Here is a 15,277-nt window from a genome sequence, read left to right on the forward strand (position 1 = left end):
ACCGCACGGCGGCCTGCCGCTAGCACGTCGTGCCCGCTTCCACAAGGGTCCGCGGGCGGAGCGAACACCCACAAAAGGCGACTCCTCGAACGATCTCTGCAACCCCTCGGCAATCAAAGCTGGATGGGACACCGATCGAAGGAGTAAACCGTGGTCTCGAGACGAGGCTTCCTCGCTGGACTCGCCGTAGTGCCGCTCGCCGGATGCGCGGCGCGATCCGGCGCGCCGACCCCCGGTTCCGTGACGAACGCCTCAGCCACCAGGCCACTCCCGATACCGCCGCTCGCCGCGTCGTCGGTGGGTGCCGACGGCGTCCGCCGCTTCACCCTCGACATCCAGCAGGGCACGTCGGAGATCCTGCCCGGCAAGCGCACGCCGACCTGGGGCTACAACGGCGCGATCCTCGGCCCGACACTTCGGGCCAAGCGCCACGAGTCGGTGGCGTTCACCATCCAGAACTCCCTGCCGGAGCCGACCACGGTGCACTGGCACGGCATGCACGTGCCCGCCCGGTGCGACGGTGGCCCGCACCAGACGATCGCCGTCGGCGGCACCTGGGAACCGGCGTGGACCATCGATCAGCAGGCCGCGATGCTCTGGTATCACCCGCATCCGCACGGCGCCACCGAAAAGCATGTCTACCGAGGACTTTCGGGGCTGTTCTTCGTCGACGACGAGACCACCGACACCCTGGATCTGCCGAAAGAGTATGGGGTCGACGACATTCCGCTCGTCATCCAGGATCGGCGCTTCACAGCGACCGGCGCACTGGACGAATCCGATCCCACCGACGTCGGCCTGCTCGGCGACACCATCGTCGTCAACGGCATCGCGGGCGCGCATCTGGACGTTCGCACCGGCCGGGTTCGCCTGCGCGTACTCAACGGATCGTCGGGCCGGATCTACAACCTGGCCTTCGACGACCAGCGCGCCTTCCAGCTCATAGGCACCGACGGCGGCTTGCTCACGGCACCGGCAACGCTGCGCGACATCCAGGTGAGTCCGGGCGAACGCGTCGAGATCGTGGTCGAATTACCCAGTGACGAGCGAATCATGTTGCGCTCCTTGCCGATCGAGCAGCGCAGGAACATCGATCGCGCCGCCGCCTTCGGATTCGACGACACCTTCGACATCCTGCAGCTCCGCGCGGGAAAGCTCGAACAGTCTGCCCCCGTGCCGGATTCGCTCACCACGATCCCTGCTCTCGCGGCACCCGGAACCACACCGGACTACACCTTCGAACTGAAGTGGTTCATGATCAACGGCCGTCAGATGGACATGAACCGGATCGACATGACCATCCCCGTCGACAGCACACAGGTCTGGTCGGTGCGCAACAACGACAACTGGCCGCACAACTTCCACGTGCACGACGTCCAGTTCCAGGTGGTCGACATCGATGGACAAGCCCCACCACCCGCCCTGGCAGGCTGGAAGGACACGCTCTACACCGAGCCACAATTCACCTACCGGCTGGCCATGCGTTTCGCGCAGCACAGCGACCCGACCTATCCCTACATGTTCCACTGCCACCTATTGCTGCACGAGGACCACGGCATGATGGGCCAATTCCTGGTGCTCGCCCCCGGCCAGCAGGCCGCGCCGATGCGAATGGACATGCCCGGTATGGGTTCCGGGACGACCGGGAGCAAACCGGGTCATCACGGCTGACCCGCACCGACGGTCAGGAGCGGTTACGGACGTCACGAACGTAAGTGACAGCCTGCTTACCTTCCCCGGGGCTACGCGTATCCAGATCGAAAAGCGTTGTAGCGGCGAAGAGTTCACCGAGCTTGCTGTAACCGTAAGTGCGCGGGTCGAAGTCGGGCCGCTGCTTGTTGATGATCGAGCCCACACTGGACAACGTCGCCCAGCCCGAATCATCCGAGGCGGCATCGACGGCATTGCGAAGCAGATTCATCAGCTTGGCGTCACCCTTGAGCTGATTGGCGGCGGGCCGCCGCGTCGGCGTCGGCGACTCGTCCGTTGTGCCGGTGAGGTTTTCGGTATAGATGAACTTGTCGCAGGCGGCGACGAACGGCTTCGGCGTCTTGTGCTGACCGAATCCGTAGACGGTGCGCCCGGATTCGCGAATGCGGCTGGCCAGGCGGGTGAAATCGCTGTCACTGGACACGATTACGAAGCCGTCGAGATTGCCGGTGTACAGCAGATCCATCGCGTCGATGATCATCGCCGAGTCGGTGGCATTCTTGCCGGTGGTGTAGCCGAACTGCTGGATCGGCTGAATCGACTGCGCGAGCAGCTGATCCTTCCATCCCTTCAGGTTCGTGCTGGTCCAGTCGCCGTAGGCCCGCTTGACGTGCGCCGTCCCGTACTTCGCCACCTCGGCCAACAGCCCGTCGGCGATGCCGGGCTGGGCATTGTCGGCGTCGATCAGCACCGCAAGCCGGGTAGCGTTGTCGCTGCTCAAGGCATTCCCCATTCGTCGGTCGGCTACCGGACAACGGTAGCCCGCCAGGCCCTCGCCGACCGACCGACACCACAGAACGTGGCATCAGGGACTGGGCGCTCAGTAGTAGTGCCGCCTGCCGCCCACCGGATGGCCGGTGCCGCCCGCGACCATCAGCACCGCACCCAGGATGAGGACGAGGATGCCGGCGACCGTGAGGAAATGGATGCCGAGGAAGAATCCGGCGATGAGAAAGACCAGGCCGAGCACGATCATGAACAGCTACCCGATTTCGAATTACGTTGAATGACTTAAGGATTGAGATAACTGCACGATCAGCCGCGCGCGGTGTCCACGGGTTGGGAGTCGGCAGGCTTCGATTTGAACAATCGACCTTGGCTACCGGTTGCGGGCCGATCGTTACCCGCGGCGTCGGCCGGGAGCGGGCCGGCAGGCTTCGCCCTGAACAATCGGCGCTGGCTACCGCGCGCGGGCTGAGTCTCGGAGGGCTGCGGTCCAGCAGGCGGACGGCTTTGGCCGCCGGGTAGGGGTTGACCGCCTGTTCCCTGCCCGGCGACGTTGCGGACCGCACCAGACCCGGCGTCGGTGCCGGTGGGATCGGTGCGGACGGGCATATTCGGCGGCGGCTGATCTGGCATCCGCCGACTGCCGTACACCGGAGTCTGGCGGGTTTCTTTGAGCTCGCGGCGCGCGCTGGCACCGCGGCGGGCGGTGTGCCTGGCCCCGGCGAGTAGCAGGCTCAGCCCGGCCAGCCCGATGGCGCCGACGACAACGCCGTAGAGGAATAGCACTCCGGTGGAGCCGGTGACGTGATAGCCGAAAACGCCGAAGTTGTCGGTGAGCGCGTGCGTACTGCCGCTGTTGGCGAAGACGCCGGTGACCCCGACGATGACGGCGGCCAGCAGCACGACGAGCCCGATGATGACGATCATGATGATCCTCGGATCTGTGGGTGTCTTCCCAGTACACGCCGCCCAGGCCACTATGTCAACAGTGTAGACCTACACTGATGAACTACAGTTGAGACAGCACGCTCCGAACCGCGATCCCGAAATCAGGCGCTCGTGCATCCCCAGCCCGTCGACGGCCGCACCGCACACTTCCGGCACACCGCCGCAGGCATCGCCTGGGCGATGACGTTCCTCTATCTGCTCGCGGAGTTGGTCACCGCCACGGCCTGGAAGAAGGCCTACAGCTTCCGCCACGACACCATCAGCGACCTGGGCGTCACGGCCTGCACGCCGAACATGTGCTCCCCACTGCACCTGGTCATGAACGCGACCTTCGTGACGCTCGGCCTGGTGACGATCGCCGGCGCCATCGGATTCCGCGACTTCCTGCCGTGCGGCCGCCGCCAATGGGCGATCGTGGCGCTGGCGATCATCATCGGCCTCAGCACCGCGGCAACCGGCCTGGTCCCGTCCAGCGACGGCGTGGTCGTGCACTTCCTCGCCGTCCTGCCCGCGTTCGTGTCGCGGCACATCGTGTTGATCCTGCTGACGGTCTGGCTGTGGAAACAGCGTCGCCTCGCCGCGGTCTGGGCCGCCGTCTGCGCGCTGGCCGGGATCACGGGCATGATTGTGCTGGCCGTCGGCCTGCAGATCGGCATCACCGAGCGGCTCGTCTTCTACCCGCTGCCGACCTGGATGGCGGTGACCGGTGCCGCCATCGCGCTCAGTCCGGTCCGCGACGCCGTGCGTCAGCTGATCCGGCCACCGCTCATTTACGAAACACCGGAGCCGGTCGGGTCAGTCGCGTAAAGCCTGTTCCCGCAACGTACTCAGTGTTTTGGACAGAATGCGCGAGACCTGCATCTGCGAGACGCCCAGCTGCGCGGCGATCTGATCCTGGGTCTTGGACTCGAAGAAGCGCATGATCAGCACCTGGCGTTCGCGTTCCGGCAGCGCCGCGATGAGCGGTTTCACCGCGAGATAGTCCTCGACGGTTTGATATTCCGGCTCTTCGGCCCCGAGGGTGTCCAGCGGCGAGCGCGGCGCGTTGTCATCATCGCTGTCCAGACCCACATCGATCGAGGAGGTCTGGTAGGCGTTGCGGGCGATCAGCGCCTGAGTGACCTCGACGAGGTCGGCGCCGAGCTCCTCGGCGATCTCGCGCGCCTTGGGCATCCGGCCGAGCCGCTGCGCCAGCGTCTCGATGGTCGGCGCGATGGTCTGCTGAATCTCCTTGAGCCGCCGCGGCACTCGCACCGACCAGGTGTAGTCGCGGAAGTGCCTGCGCACCTCACCCATGATGGTCGGCACCGCGAACGCCAGGAACGGCGAACCGTGCGACGCGTCGAAACGATCCACCGCAGCCACCATGCCGACACGGGCGATCTGCAACAGGTCGTCGAAGTTCTCGCCGCGCCCGGTGAACTTGCGGGCGATGTGCTCGGCCAGCGGCAGGCAGCGACTGATCAGCTCCTCGCGCACCACTACCCGCTGCGGATCGTCGGCGTCGAGCTCGCTCAGCTCGTGGAACAGCGGCTCGATATTGTCGTAGCTGTCCCCACCGCGTCGGCGCGGCTCATGGCCTACGCCCGACGCCGTTGCCTCATTGTTCATCGAGGTCGCCCCGGGCCCAGACGAAGTCGACGACAGTCGGGTAGCCGGAGACAGCGTCATCGAACGGCGCCCTGGTCGCGGTGACCGATTCGGTCAGGGTCTGCACGATGTGCCAGCCGAAACTGCCTGTCCCGACCTCGGTTTCGGACAAGCCCACCGCGCGGATATTGGCGTTGAGTACGCCTTCGCGATAGGAGAACGCGCAATCGATCGTCGAACCGGGTGCCGCGTCCTGCATCAGCACGGTCGCGATCTCGTCGAGCGCGAGCCGGATATCGGTCACCTCGTCGAGCCCGAAATCGGCGATCAGCAGCACGGTCTCGGCGAGCGCGCGCAGCATCGTCAACTGCTCCGGAGACGCGGGCACCGTGACGGCGACCGTGGTTGTCCCCGTCACGGATTCGGATACCCGTTCACTCATTCCGCCACCACCTCATTTACCTGCGCGTGTCCGATCGACGGGTCAGCCTACTCGGATCGCACCGAACCCGGCAGCGGGCACACCCGTGCCGCCGCGCCGTCGTTGCCGACGGCGCGACGCATCGGGGTGTTACTTCTCGATATTCTCGAAATCGAACTGGCCGTTCCAGGTGAGTTCGGCCTTCTTCACCTGCGTCCCTCGCCCCGCGGTGGCGATGTAATCGAGCACCGGAATGTCGGCCATATCGCGGAACAGCAAGCCCTGCGCCTGTGCGACCAGCTTGTAGGACTCCGCCGGGGACGGCGCGGCCAGCGCGGCGTCGATGAGCTTGTCGAACTCGGGGTTCGCGTAGTCGACATTGTTGGTCCCCGCGCCCGTGTAGTACTCCGCCGTGAGGAATTGCAGCATCGTCGGGTAGTCGCCCTGCCAGCCGTAGCGGAACGCCTTACCGATGGTCCGCGCGGTGATCGCGGTCCGGATGTCCTTGAACGTCGGGTACGGCGAGCCGATGGCCTCGATGCCGAGCGTGTTCTTGATGCTGTTGGCCACCGCCTCGATCCAGGCCTGGTGGCCGCCGTCGGAGTTGTAAGCGATCTCGTAGCGACCCGACCACGGCGAGATCGCGTCGGCCTGCGCCCACACCTTCTTGGCTTCTTCCGGGTTGTACTTCAACACCTCGGAACCGGGCAGATTCCCGTCGAAGCCGGGCAGTGTGATCGCGGTGAAGTCGCGCGACGGCACCCTGGTGCCGTGGAAGATGTTGTCGCAGATCTGGTCTCGGTTGATCGCCATCGAGAGCGCCTTGCGGCGCAGCACGCCTTCGGCACCGCCGAGGTGCGGGATGTTGGTCTGGCTGCTGATGTGCTGGTTCTGCGCGGTCGGCTTGGTGATCGCGCGATCGCCGAGGTCCTTCTTGTAGGACGACACCGCGCTGTCCGGGATCGTGTCGAGTGTGTCGAGGTTGCCCGCCAGCAGATCCGCGTAGGCCGTGTCGAACGACTGGTACATGGTGAACCGCAGGCCCTTGTTCTTGGCCGGGCGCGCGCCCTTGTAGTCCGGGTTCGGCACCAGATCGACCTTGACGTTGTGTTCCCACGCGCCGGTGCGCGCCATCTTGTACGGGCCGTTGCCGATGGGGTTCTCGCCGAACGCCTTGATGTCCTTGAACGCCGCCTCCGGCAGCGGATAGAACGGGGTGAAGCCGAGCGCGAGTTCGAAGTCGATCGACGGGCTCTTCAGCGCGATGGTGAAGGTGCGGTCGTCGACCACCTTCAGGCCCGACATCGCCTGTGCCGTCGGCTTTTCCGCCGCCACCTCGTCGTAGCCGACAATGTTCGAGAAGACGTAGCCCTGCAGCTGCGTGTTGGTGCCGAGCGCGGCGTAGTTCCACGCGTCGACGTACGACTTCGCCGTCACCGTGGTGCCGTCGGTGAACTTCCAGTCCGGCTTGAGGGTGATCTTGTAGTTCTTCCGGTCCGTCGTCTCGATCGACTGCGCCATGTCGTCATGGGCCTCGCCGTTGGCGTCGTAATACTTCAGCCCGGCGAAGAGCCGGTCGACGACGCGGCTGCCGTTGTTGTCGTTGTTGTTGGCCGGCAGCAACGGGTTCTGCGGCTCGGTGATATTGGTCGTGACGATGCCCGCGTCGGTGCTGTCGTCCGACGAACATCCGGCCAATCCCAGGCTTGTGGCCAGTAATGCCGCCGCCGCCAACGCACCAGCTCTTGTGAATCTCACTGCGTTCTCCCCAGGTCGAGAAGGGGCAGAACCCGCGACACGCGTGAGGTCACCAGCGCTTGCCGACACGATCTGCCTTGAATGTCCTCGGACAGTAGCGATTCCGCCGAGCGCTGTCATCAGATCGGCAGCTCCCGGCCGTTCTGGGCGGCGTTCGGACTGGCCACGGCCTGATGGATGGCGGCGCGGAGCTGTTCGCGCAGCCAGGTGTGGGCCCGGTCGCCGTCGTAGCGCTGATGCCAGGCCGCGATCACCGGAATCGATATCGGCGCCAGCGGGAGCGGCACCAGCCGCAGTCCGAGTTCGGCCGCCACCGCACCGGTCATCCGCTCCGGCACGGTGGCCACCAGCTCGCCGCGCTGGACGAACCGCAGCGCGGCGGCGACCGTCGGCACGGTGGCGACGACGCGGCGGGTCAGCCCGCGCGCGTGCAGTAGCTCATCGATCGGATCGTGCAGGCGTCCCCGCCGGGACACCGTGATGTGTTCCGCGGCAACGTAATTCTCGATGGTGAAGGTGCGCGCCGGATGGTCGGCGGGCACGGCGACCACGAGGCGGTCGCGCGCCATGACGTCGTGCCGAATGTCCGCCGACACAGGCGGATTCGCGCCGATCTCGAGATCGACATGACCGTGCCGCAGTTCGTCGGTATCGGCGTCCGTCTCGGCCAGCAGGCGCAGCCGGACGCCGGGTGCTTGCGCGCGGACCGCCGCGAGTAGCTCGGGTCCGATCGTATTGACCACGGCGTCATGCCATTTCAGCGTGAACGTGCGATCGAGCGTGGCCAGGTCGAGGTCGTGTTCGGCGGAGAGCACCAGCTGCGCCTGCTGCACCAGCGCGTGCACCTGTTCGCGGACCGCGAGGGCGCGTGGCGTCGGCGTCATCGTCCGGCCGGTGCGGACCAGGATCTCGTCGCCCATCACCCGCCGGATCCGCCCGAGCGCGCGGCTCACGGCGGGTGCGGTGAGATGCAGCCGATCCGCCGCACCGGCCACGCTGCCCTCTTCCAGCAGCGCGTCCAACGCGGTCAGCAGGTTCAAGTCCAATTGCATGGGAGTAATTCTATTACTTACTGGAATGCATTTGACGACAACGGTCACGGATCCTAGCGTTGAGGTAGCAACTCACGAAAACACTTCTCCCGATTTCTCTTTCGAACAGGATCACGATGTCGAACTTGCTGAATACCGAGACGGACCGAGAACTGCTTGGTGCAACGGTTACCGCAGTGCGCGCCGCCGGGGCACACCTACGCGAACGCTTTGTGCCGAGCACCGAGCTGGCCGATCTCGAGGCCGTAGTCGCCGCGATCCACGCCGCCGACGCGGAATCGCTGCCGTTCCTGCGCGAACCGCTGCTGGCGGCCAGGCCGGGCTCCGGCTGGATCGACGACGAGCTGGCGGCAGGCGACCTGCCCGCGGGCGAATGGTGGGTCGCCGACACGGTGGAGGGGAATATCAACTACATCCACGGCATGACCGACTGGGCGGTGACCGCCACCCTCGTACGCGACAACCAGCCGGTGCTGACCGCGGTACACCTCCCGCTGGTGAACGACACCTACACCGCGGTGCTGGGCGGTGGCGCCTTCCGCAATGGTGTCGCGTTGCACGCGTCGGCCAAGACGCAACTCGACGCCGCGCTCGTCGGCACCGGGCAGGCGAAGCCGGGCGAGGACCGAAATACCTTCCGCCGCATCGGCGAATCGGTCACCGCCATGCTCGACGCCGCCCTCGTCACCAAGGTGTCGGTTCCGGCGACGCTGCAGCTGATCCAGGTCGCGGCTGGGCGCTCGGAGGTGTTCTGGCAGTACAGCGACGTCCGCTCGGGACTGCTGGCCGGCGCGCTACTGGTGGCCGAGGCGGGCGGCACGGTCACCGATACCCGCGGCAATCCATGGCAACTGAGCAGCCCCGACTTCCTCGCGGCGGCGCCCGGCGTGCACGCGGCCGCGCAGCGCGTCCTCGCCACCATCCGTTGACCGAAACCCTTTGTCCCGCAACCACTGAGGAACGCATCATGAGCACCATCGGAATCCTGGGATCCGGACGCGTCGCGACCGGGCTGGCGAACAAGCTGGCCACCGCCGGACACGACATCGTCGTCGGCACCAGGAATGTCGACGCAGTAAATTGGACCGGCTCCCCCGTCGCCATCGCCGATTACGAGTCTGCGGCACGGCGCGCACAAATCATCATCAACGCCACCCCGGGTGACGGCGCGGTCGAACGACTCGGCGCACTGTCCGCCGCGCTGGACGGCAAGATCCTCGTCGATGTCTCGAACTCCCACAGCCCCAGCGGATCCGGACACAGCCTCGCCGAACAGCTCCAAGCAGAACTGCCCGCGACCCGAGTCGTGAAGACGCTCAACACCATGTTCTTCACCGTCATGACCGACCCGCACAGCCTGCGCGTGCCACCCACCGTATTCCTCTCCGGCACCGACACATCGGCGAAAGCAGTGGTCACGACGCTGCTCACCGACCTCGGCTGGCCCACCGAATGGATCGAAGACCTGGGCGACCTCACCACGGCCCGCGGCACGGAAGCCCTGATGCTGCTTGTCCCTTCGCTGATTCGAAATCGGGGATTCGTCCCTTTCGCACTGACCATCGCGGCCTGAATACCCTGCGCCCTGGCGATTTCCGACAAATAAATTCGCCGGATTTCGTTGCGCGGAATTCGCGGAATCGATCACTCGACGCGGGTCGCGGAGTGAGAATGGAGGTGGCCTGATCCGGCTTCACGGGGACGTATCGGCTGTCGTGGCCGACAGAACATGTGGGGAAACACGATGAAAGTCAAAGGATTTGCCACCGCCCTGCTCGCAGTAGGCGCCACCGGAATCACCGCGGGCATCGTCAACGCCCAGCCAGTTATGCAACCATCGGCCGAGGTCAGCGTGTCCAGCGTCGATCATGGAGTCGGATACACCACGGCGACGGACGGCAGCGGGGTGAGCACCACCGTCGACGCCGGTGTCTTCACGCTGACCAGCGACGCCGCCGCGGTCACCCTGACCGATGGCGTCGGCAATGTCATCGCGACGCTGCCCACCTCGTTCACCGCCAACGGCCAAACCTTCGGCCTGCGGCCACAAATCAGCGACACCGGGCGCACCCTGACGATGACACCCGTCAGCGCCCCGGAAATCAGCTCGCACCTGGCACAACTCGTCGATCAGCAAGACGACACGACCGCCCGCAAGCAGTACAACGCGGGCATCGGCGCCCTGATCGGCGCGGGCATCGGCGCGGTGATCGGCTTCTTCCTCGGCGGCGTCGGCGCACTGGTCACCATCCCCATCGGCGCGGGCATCGGCGCCCTGATCGGTTACTCCACACCGTGATTCCCTGAACCTCGGCTGACGCGGACACCCGCAGACTGTCCGCGTCAGCCGAGCATTGCGGCGGGTGCGCGTCACGCCCGCCGCAATACAACTGTGTAAGCGACCACGCTCGCTACCATTTCCCCAGTTCACGTGTCGAGCGAATGTTCCAGACGTAGGACACCGGAAAACAAGCAAGCGCGCGAGGATGGTCGGCATGACCGACCACGTGCTCGCGATCGACCTCGGTAAGACAGGGTGCCGCGGCTCCCTTCGGCTCGACGGACGCGAGACGCGATCCGCCGATGGGCCCGGCGCGCCCGGGCTGGCGTACGCCGGAGGTGTCGCGGCGGCGGAAAGCGCTATCCGCGCTGTGGTCGGTCAATTGGCGCTGGCCGACACCACATTCACACTGTTCATCGGTGCCGCGGGTGCCGCCGCCGCGCCGGACGCGGCCGAACTCCTCGCGCGACAGCTGACCGATATCCCCGGCGCGCAAGCAGTCGCGGTCACCTCCGACGCGGTGACCGCGCACGCCGGGGCGCTCGGTGGCGCACCCGGCGTCGTCTTGGCGGCCGGGACCGGAGCCGTGGCCACCGCGGTCGACGCGACGGGACGATTCACCAGAACCGACGGCTGGGGCCCGCTGCTCGGCGATGAAGGCGGCGGCGCCTGGATCGGCGTCGAAGGCTTGCGCGCCGCGCTGCGCAGCTACGACGGGCGCGGCGCACACACCGAACTCGCGGCGAAGGCCGCCGAGCACTACGGGGTGCGGCTCGACGAACTGCCGAAACACCTCGGCCAGCACGAAAATCCGGCCCTGCTCGCCGCCCGCTTCGCCCCGGTCGTCGCCGCGACCGCCGCGACGGACGACACCGCGGCCGCCATCATGACCGCGGCCGGACGCGCACTCGGGCGCACTGTCCGCGCCGCGATCAACCGCTCCGGCCTCGCCGCGCCGGTGCCCTATGCCATCACCGGCGGACTGGCCAACCTCGGCCCGGCGCTGCTCGATCCGCTCGACGCGGCGATAGCGCAGGTGATCGACCGCCGGACCGCGCTCGGCGACCCGATCGACGGTGCCGCGCTGCTCGCGGTTGACACGACAACAGTGCTGGAGACATTGGTGGTGCGAATCACGTGACACTCGTTGACAGAATCCACATCGACCCTGACACTTACTTTCATTCCGCCAGTCGCGTTACCGAGGAGCTGCGATGAACGCACTCAACGTCGCCGTCATCGTCGTCTACCTGATCGTCGTCGCGTGGATCGGCCTGCGCCTTTCCGGCAAACAGAAGTCGAGCACCGACTACTTCGTCGGCGAGGGCAAGATGCCGTGGTGGACGGTGTGCTTCTCCGTCGTGGCGACCGAGACCAGCGTGCTCACGGTCATCTCGGTGCCCGGCGGCGCGTACACCGACCAAGCCTTCGGTAACGTCGAACTGGCCATCGGATACATCATCGGCCGCACCATCGTGGCCACCGCGCTGATCCCGCTGTACAAGCGCGGCGGGTTCGTCAGCGCCTACCAGTATCTCGAGCTGCGCTTCGGCCGCTACCTGCAGGGTGTCGCGTCGGTGACGTTCGTGTTCACCCGGCTGCTCGCCGAGGGCGTGCGGCTGTTCGCGTCCGCCATCCCGATCAAGCTGCTGCTCGCCGAGTTCGGCCTCGACCTCGGCTACGACATCATCATCATCGTGCTGACGCTGCTGACCGTCGTGTACACCTACCTCGGCGGCATCAAGGCGGTCATCTGGACCGACGCGCTGCAGATGGGGCTGTACCTGTCCGGCGCGATCATCGCGATCGGTGTGCTCACCGGCCACGTCGGGGCCAAGGGCTGGTCGGACGCGTTGCACAACGGCAAGTTCCACATCTTCGATACCGACTTCGGCCTGGCGCACGTGCTCACCAGCACCTTCGCCTTGCCGACGGCGATCATCGGCGGCGCGATCTTCGCGATGGCCTCGCACGGCTCCGATCAGCTGATCGTGCAGCGCATCCTGTCCACGCGAACGCTGCGCGACAGCCAGAAGGCGATGATCGGCTCCGGCATCTTCGTCGCCATCCAGTTCGCCGCGTTCTCGCTGGTCGGCGCGCTGCTGTGGTCGTACAACGGCGGTAAGACGCCCAAGGAGCTCGGCCTCGCCACCACCGACAACCTGTACCCGAACTTCATTCTGCACGGGTTGCCGGTGGTGATCTCCGGGCTGCTGGTCGCGGGCATCCTCGGTGCCGCGATGGGCTCGCTGTCCTCGGCGCTGAACTCGATGGCGAATTCGACCGTCGCCGACATCATCCGCAGCTTCTCCCGCCGCGAGATCTCCGACGACGCGCTGCTGAAGCTGGCCCGCTACATGACGCTCGTCTGGGCGGTGCTGATGGCCCTGTTCGCGATGGGCTTCAGCGCGACGACCGGCAATGTGTATCTCACCGCGCTGACCATCGCCGGGTACACCTACGGCGCGCTGCTCGGCGCGTTCCTGCTCGGCCGACTCATCAAGCGCGCCAACCAGTTCGACGCGGTGCTGGCGTTCGTGGTCACGGTGATCGTGATGACATTCGTGGTGCGGGTGATCAAGATCGATGTGACCGTCGCGGGGAAGATGACGCAGAAGGGCATCGCCGCGCAATGGCTGGTGCCGATCGGCGTGCTCGTCACGCTGGTCGTCGGCGGGGTGTCGAGCCTGTTCCATCCGGCGCCCGAACCCACGCCGGCCGAGTCGGTCGAGGCGGTGGCCTAGTGCGCGTCATCGGTGTGATGTCCGGCACGTCGCACGATGCGATCGATGCGGTCGGCGCGGATATTCACCTGCGAGACAGCACCATTCACGTCGAGGTGGTCGGGCAGCTCAGCCGCACCTACCCCGATCGACTGCGCGCCGAACTCATCGCCGCACTGCCGCCCGGCACGGTCGATATGGCCACGGTGTGCCGACTCGATACCGCGATCGGCCAGGAGTTCGCGGCGGCCGCCGATGCGGCGGTACGCGAGTTCTTCGGCGGCACAGCCGATCTCGTCGCGTCGCACGGACAGACGGTCTACCACTGGGTGGCCGACGGAAAGGCTTACGGCACACTACAACTCGGCCAACCGTCCTGGATCGCGGAGCTCACCGGACTGCCGGTCGTCAGCGATTTCCGCTCGCGCGATATCGCCGCGGGCGGGCAGGGTGCGCCGCTCGTGGCGCTGTTCGATGTGTTGTGGCTTGCGGGTCGGCCCGGACGCTCGGCCGCACTCAATATCGGCGGCATCGCGAACGCGACCGTCACCGGCGCCTCCCCCGTCGCCTTCGACACCGGCCCGGGCAACGCCCTGATCGACGCGGCCGTCGAACTGGCGACCGGCGGCACGGAACACTTCGACCGGGACGGCGTGCGCGCCGCCCGGGGCACGGTCGACGAACAGCTGCTGAAAGCCCTTCTCGCCGACAGCTACTACCGGGCGGCGCCGCCCAAGACGACCGGCAAGGAGCTGTTCAACCGCGCTTATGTCGAGCGAGTGTTGCCGGACTACCCGCTCACCGCGGACGATATCGTCGCCACCATGACCGCCCTGACCGCACATACCATCGCCGACGCAGTGGCACCCTACGAGCCGGACGAAGTGATCGTGTCCGGCGGCGGGACCCGAAATCCGACGTTGATGGGCATGCTCGGCGCGCGATTGGGTACCGCGACCCTATGCACCTCCGACGAGCTCGGGCTGCCATCGGCCGCCAAGGAGGCCGCGGCGTTCGCCGTGCTCGGTTTCCTCACGATGCACGGGCTGCCCGGTAGTCATGCGGCGTGCACCGGCGCGACGCGTGCGACGGTGCTCGGTTCGATCACGCCCGGCGCGGGCCGGCTCACGCTGCCCGAAACGCCCAGCGCGGCACCGCGACAGCTGAGGCTGGTGAGCCATGTCCGAGGGTGACGACGTTCGCACGCGCTTACTCGGGGCGATCCCGCGGCTCACGCCGACCGGGCTGCGGGTCGCCCAGGTCATCCGCGACGATCCCGCCGCCGCAGCGCAATTGACGGTGAGCGAGCTCGCCGAGCGCGCCTCGACCAGCACCTCCGCCGTCGTCCGATTGTCCAAAGCCCTTGGCTACGAAGGCTATCCGCAGCTGCGGCTGGCGCTCGCGGCCACCAGCAAGGACGACGGCTCGCCGGTGTTCGCAACCGACATCGCCGTCGACGACCCGCTGTCGAAGGTGCTGCACAAGCTCACCGCCTTCGAGACCGAGGGCATGGTGGCCACCGCCGACCTCGCCGATCCGGCGACCATGGGCGCGGTCGTCGACGCCCTGGTGCACGCGCGGCGGATACAGCTCATCGGGATCGGCGCGTCCGGACTGGTCGCGATGGACATGGGGCAGAAGCTGACCCGGATCGGCATGTGGTGTTTCGCCTGCACCTCGGAGGACGACGCGCTGGTCCAGGCCAGCCTGCTCGAGGCCGACGACGTGATCATCGCCTTCTCCCATTCGGGCGAGACCGCCGCCGTCATCGACGCCGTCGACCGCGCCGCGGGCAGGCAGACCACGACCGTTGCCGTCACCGCGGGCGCGCAGTCCAGGCTGGCCCGGTCGGCGGCACACACGGTGCTGGTGGCCGGGCGCGAGGACGGTTTCCGATCCGCTGCGATGGCGAGCCGGATGAGCCAGCTACTCATCGTCGATGCCCTCTATATCGGCGTCCTGCAACGCACACCTTCGGCCGCGATCGCGCTGCGCCGAACCTACGACGCCGTGGCGGATCGCCGGATCTCGCGCGGCACCAGAAAGGCGCCATGACTGCCCCACTCGT

General features: G+C 66.7%; 16 protein-coding genes. 9 read left to right on the plus strand and 7 right to left on the minus strand.

Annotated elements, in window-relative coordinates:
* The first annotated feature begins 150 nt into the window (after positions 1-150).
* Entirely contained in the window at positions 151-1,671 is a 1,521-nt protein-coding gene (locus tag ACIBK2_RS20525) for a multicopper oxidase family protein (RefSeq protein WP_396969099.1), read from the plus strand.
* Between the two features lie 13 nt (positions 1,672-1,684).
* Here ACIBK2_RS20525 and ACIBK2_RS20530 read toward each other — a convergent pair whose 3' ends face one another.
* The 3 genes from ACIBK2_RS20530 to ACIBK2_RS20540 form a co-directional block, all read right to left on the minus strand.
* Entirely contained in the window at positions 1,685-2,431 is a 747-nt protein-coding gene (locus tag ACIBK2_RS20530) for an NYN domain-containing protein (protein ID WP_396969100.1), read from the minus strand.
* A gap of 99 nt (positions 2,432-2,530) precedes the next feature.
* Positions 2,531-2,686, minus strand: coding sequence for a DUF6131 family protein (locus ACIBK2_RS20535; protein ID WP_396969101.1), 156 nt, complete (start codon positions 2,684-2,686; stop codon positions 2,531-2,533).
* Positions 2,687-2,745: 59 nt separating this feature from the next.
* A complete protein-coding gene (locus ACIBK2_RS20540) occupies positions 2,746-3,363 on the minus strand; it encodes a hypothetical protein (RefSeq protein WP_396969102.1) in 618 nt (205 codons plus the stop codon).
* 132 nt (positions 3,364-3,495) lie between these two features.
* Between ACIBK2_RS20540 and ACIBK2_RS20545 the strand changes: the two genes are divergently transcribed.
* Positions 3,496-4,191, plus strand: a complete 696-nt coding sequence (locus tag ACIBK2_RS20545) for a DUF998 domain-containing protein (protein ID WP_396969103.1) — start codon at positions 3,496-3,498, stop codon at positions 4,189-4,191.
* Here ACIBK2_RS20545 and ACIBK2_RS20550 read toward each other — a convergent pair.
* The 4 genes from ACIBK2_RS20550 to ACIBK2_RS20565 all read right to left on the minus strand — a co-directional run bounded on the left by ACIBK2_RS20550 (position 4,180) and on the right by ACIBK2_RS20565 (position 8,205).
* On the minus strand, positions 4,180-4,995 hold the full coding sequence (locus tag ACIBK2_RS20550) for an RNA polymerase sigma factor SigF (protein WP_396969104.1): 816 nt from the start codon (positions 4,993-4,995) through the stop codon (positions 4,180-4,182). The two genes, ACIBK2_RS20545 and ACIBK2_RS20550, sit on opposite strands and share 12 nt — an antisense overlap.
* Entirely contained in the window at positions 4,985-5,416 is a 432-nt protein-coding gene (locus ACIBK2_RS20555; protein WP_396969105.1) for an anti-sigma factor, read from the minus strand. Before ACIBK2_RS20555 ends, ACIBK2_RS20550 begins: the two co-directional genes overlap by 11 nt.
* A 129-nt stretch (positions 5,417-5,545) precedes the next feature.
* Positions 5,546-7,153: an ABC transporter substrate-binding protein gene (locus ACIBK2_RS20560; protein ID WP_396969106.1), complete on the minus strand. Its 1,608-nt coding sequence runs from the start codon at positions 7,151-7,153 to the stop codon at positions 5,546-5,548.
* Positions 7,154-7,272: 119 nt separating this feature from the next.
* The gene (locus ACIBK2_RS20565) at positions 7,273-8,205 is read right to left on the minus strand and encodes a LysR family transcriptional regulator (protein ID WP_396969107.1); all 933 of its coding nucleotides are present in this window, start codon (positions 8,203-8,205) and stop codon (positions 7,273-7,275) included.
* A gap of 116 nt (positions 8,206-8,321) precedes the next feature.
* On the opposite strand from ACIBK2_RS20565, the gene ACIBK2_RS20570 reads away from it, so the two are divergent.
* From ACIBK2_RS20570 to ACIBK2_RS20600, 7 genes are all read left to right on the plus strand, one after another.
* Entirely contained in the window at positions 8,322-9,134 is an 813-nt protein-coding gene (locus ACIBK2_RS20570; protein ID WP_396969108.1) for an inositol monophosphatase family protein, read from the plus strand.
* 38 nt (positions 9,135-9,172) lie between these two features.
* Positions 9,173-9,778 carry an NADPH-dependent F420 reductase gene (locus ACIBK2_RS20575; RefSeq protein ID WP_396969109.1) on the plus strand — a complete coding sequence of 202 codons (606 nt, stop codon included), beginning with the start codon at positions 9,173-9,175 and terminating at the stop codon, positions 9,776-9,778.
* A 171-nt stretch (positions 9,779-9,949) separates the two neighbouring features.
* Positions 9,950-10,504 carry a hypothetical protein gene (locus ACIBK2_RS20580; protein WP_396969110.1) on the plus strand — a complete coding sequence of 185 codons (555 nt, stop codon included), beginning with the start codon at positions 9,950-9,952 and terminating at the stop codon, positions 10,502-10,504.
* Positions 10,505-10,700: 196 nt separating this feature from the next.
* Positions 10,701-11,627, plus strand: coding sequence for a BadF/BadG/BcrA/BcrD ATPase family protein (locus ACIBK2_RS20585; protein WP_396969111.1), 927 nt, complete (start codon positions 10,701-10,703; stop codon positions 11,625-11,627).
* Positions 11,628-11,700: 73 nt separating this feature from the next.
* Complete coding sequence (locus tag ACIBK2_RS20590; protein WP_396969112.1) at positions 11,701-13,230, plus strand: sodium:solute symporter; 1,530 nt, start codon at positions 11,701-11,703, stop codon at positions 13,228-13,230.
* The gene (locus ACIBK2_RS20595) at positions 13,230-14,402 is read left to right on the plus strand and encodes an anhydro-N-acetylmuramic acid kinase (protein ID WP_396969113.1); all 1,173 of its coding nucleotides are present in this window, start codon (positions 13,230-13,232) and stop codon (positions 14,400-14,402) included. Before ACIBK2_RS20590 ends, ACIBK2_RS20595 begins: the two co-directional genes overlap by 1 nt.
* Positions 14,389-15,264, plus strand: a complete 876-nt coding sequence (locus tag ACIBK2_RS20600; protein ID WP_396969114.1) for a MurR/RpiR family transcriptional regulator — start codon at positions 14,389-14,391, stop codon at positions 15,262-15,264. Before ACIBK2_RS20595 ends, ACIBK2_RS20600 begins: the two co-directional genes overlap by 14 nt.
* Positions 15,265-15,277 lie beyond the last annotated feature (13 nt).

The sequence above is a fragment of the Nocardia sp. NPDC050175 genome (genome assembly GCF_044459885.1).
Lineage (GTDB): Bacteria > Actinomycetota > Actinomycetes > Mycobacteriales > Mycobacteriaceae > Nocardia.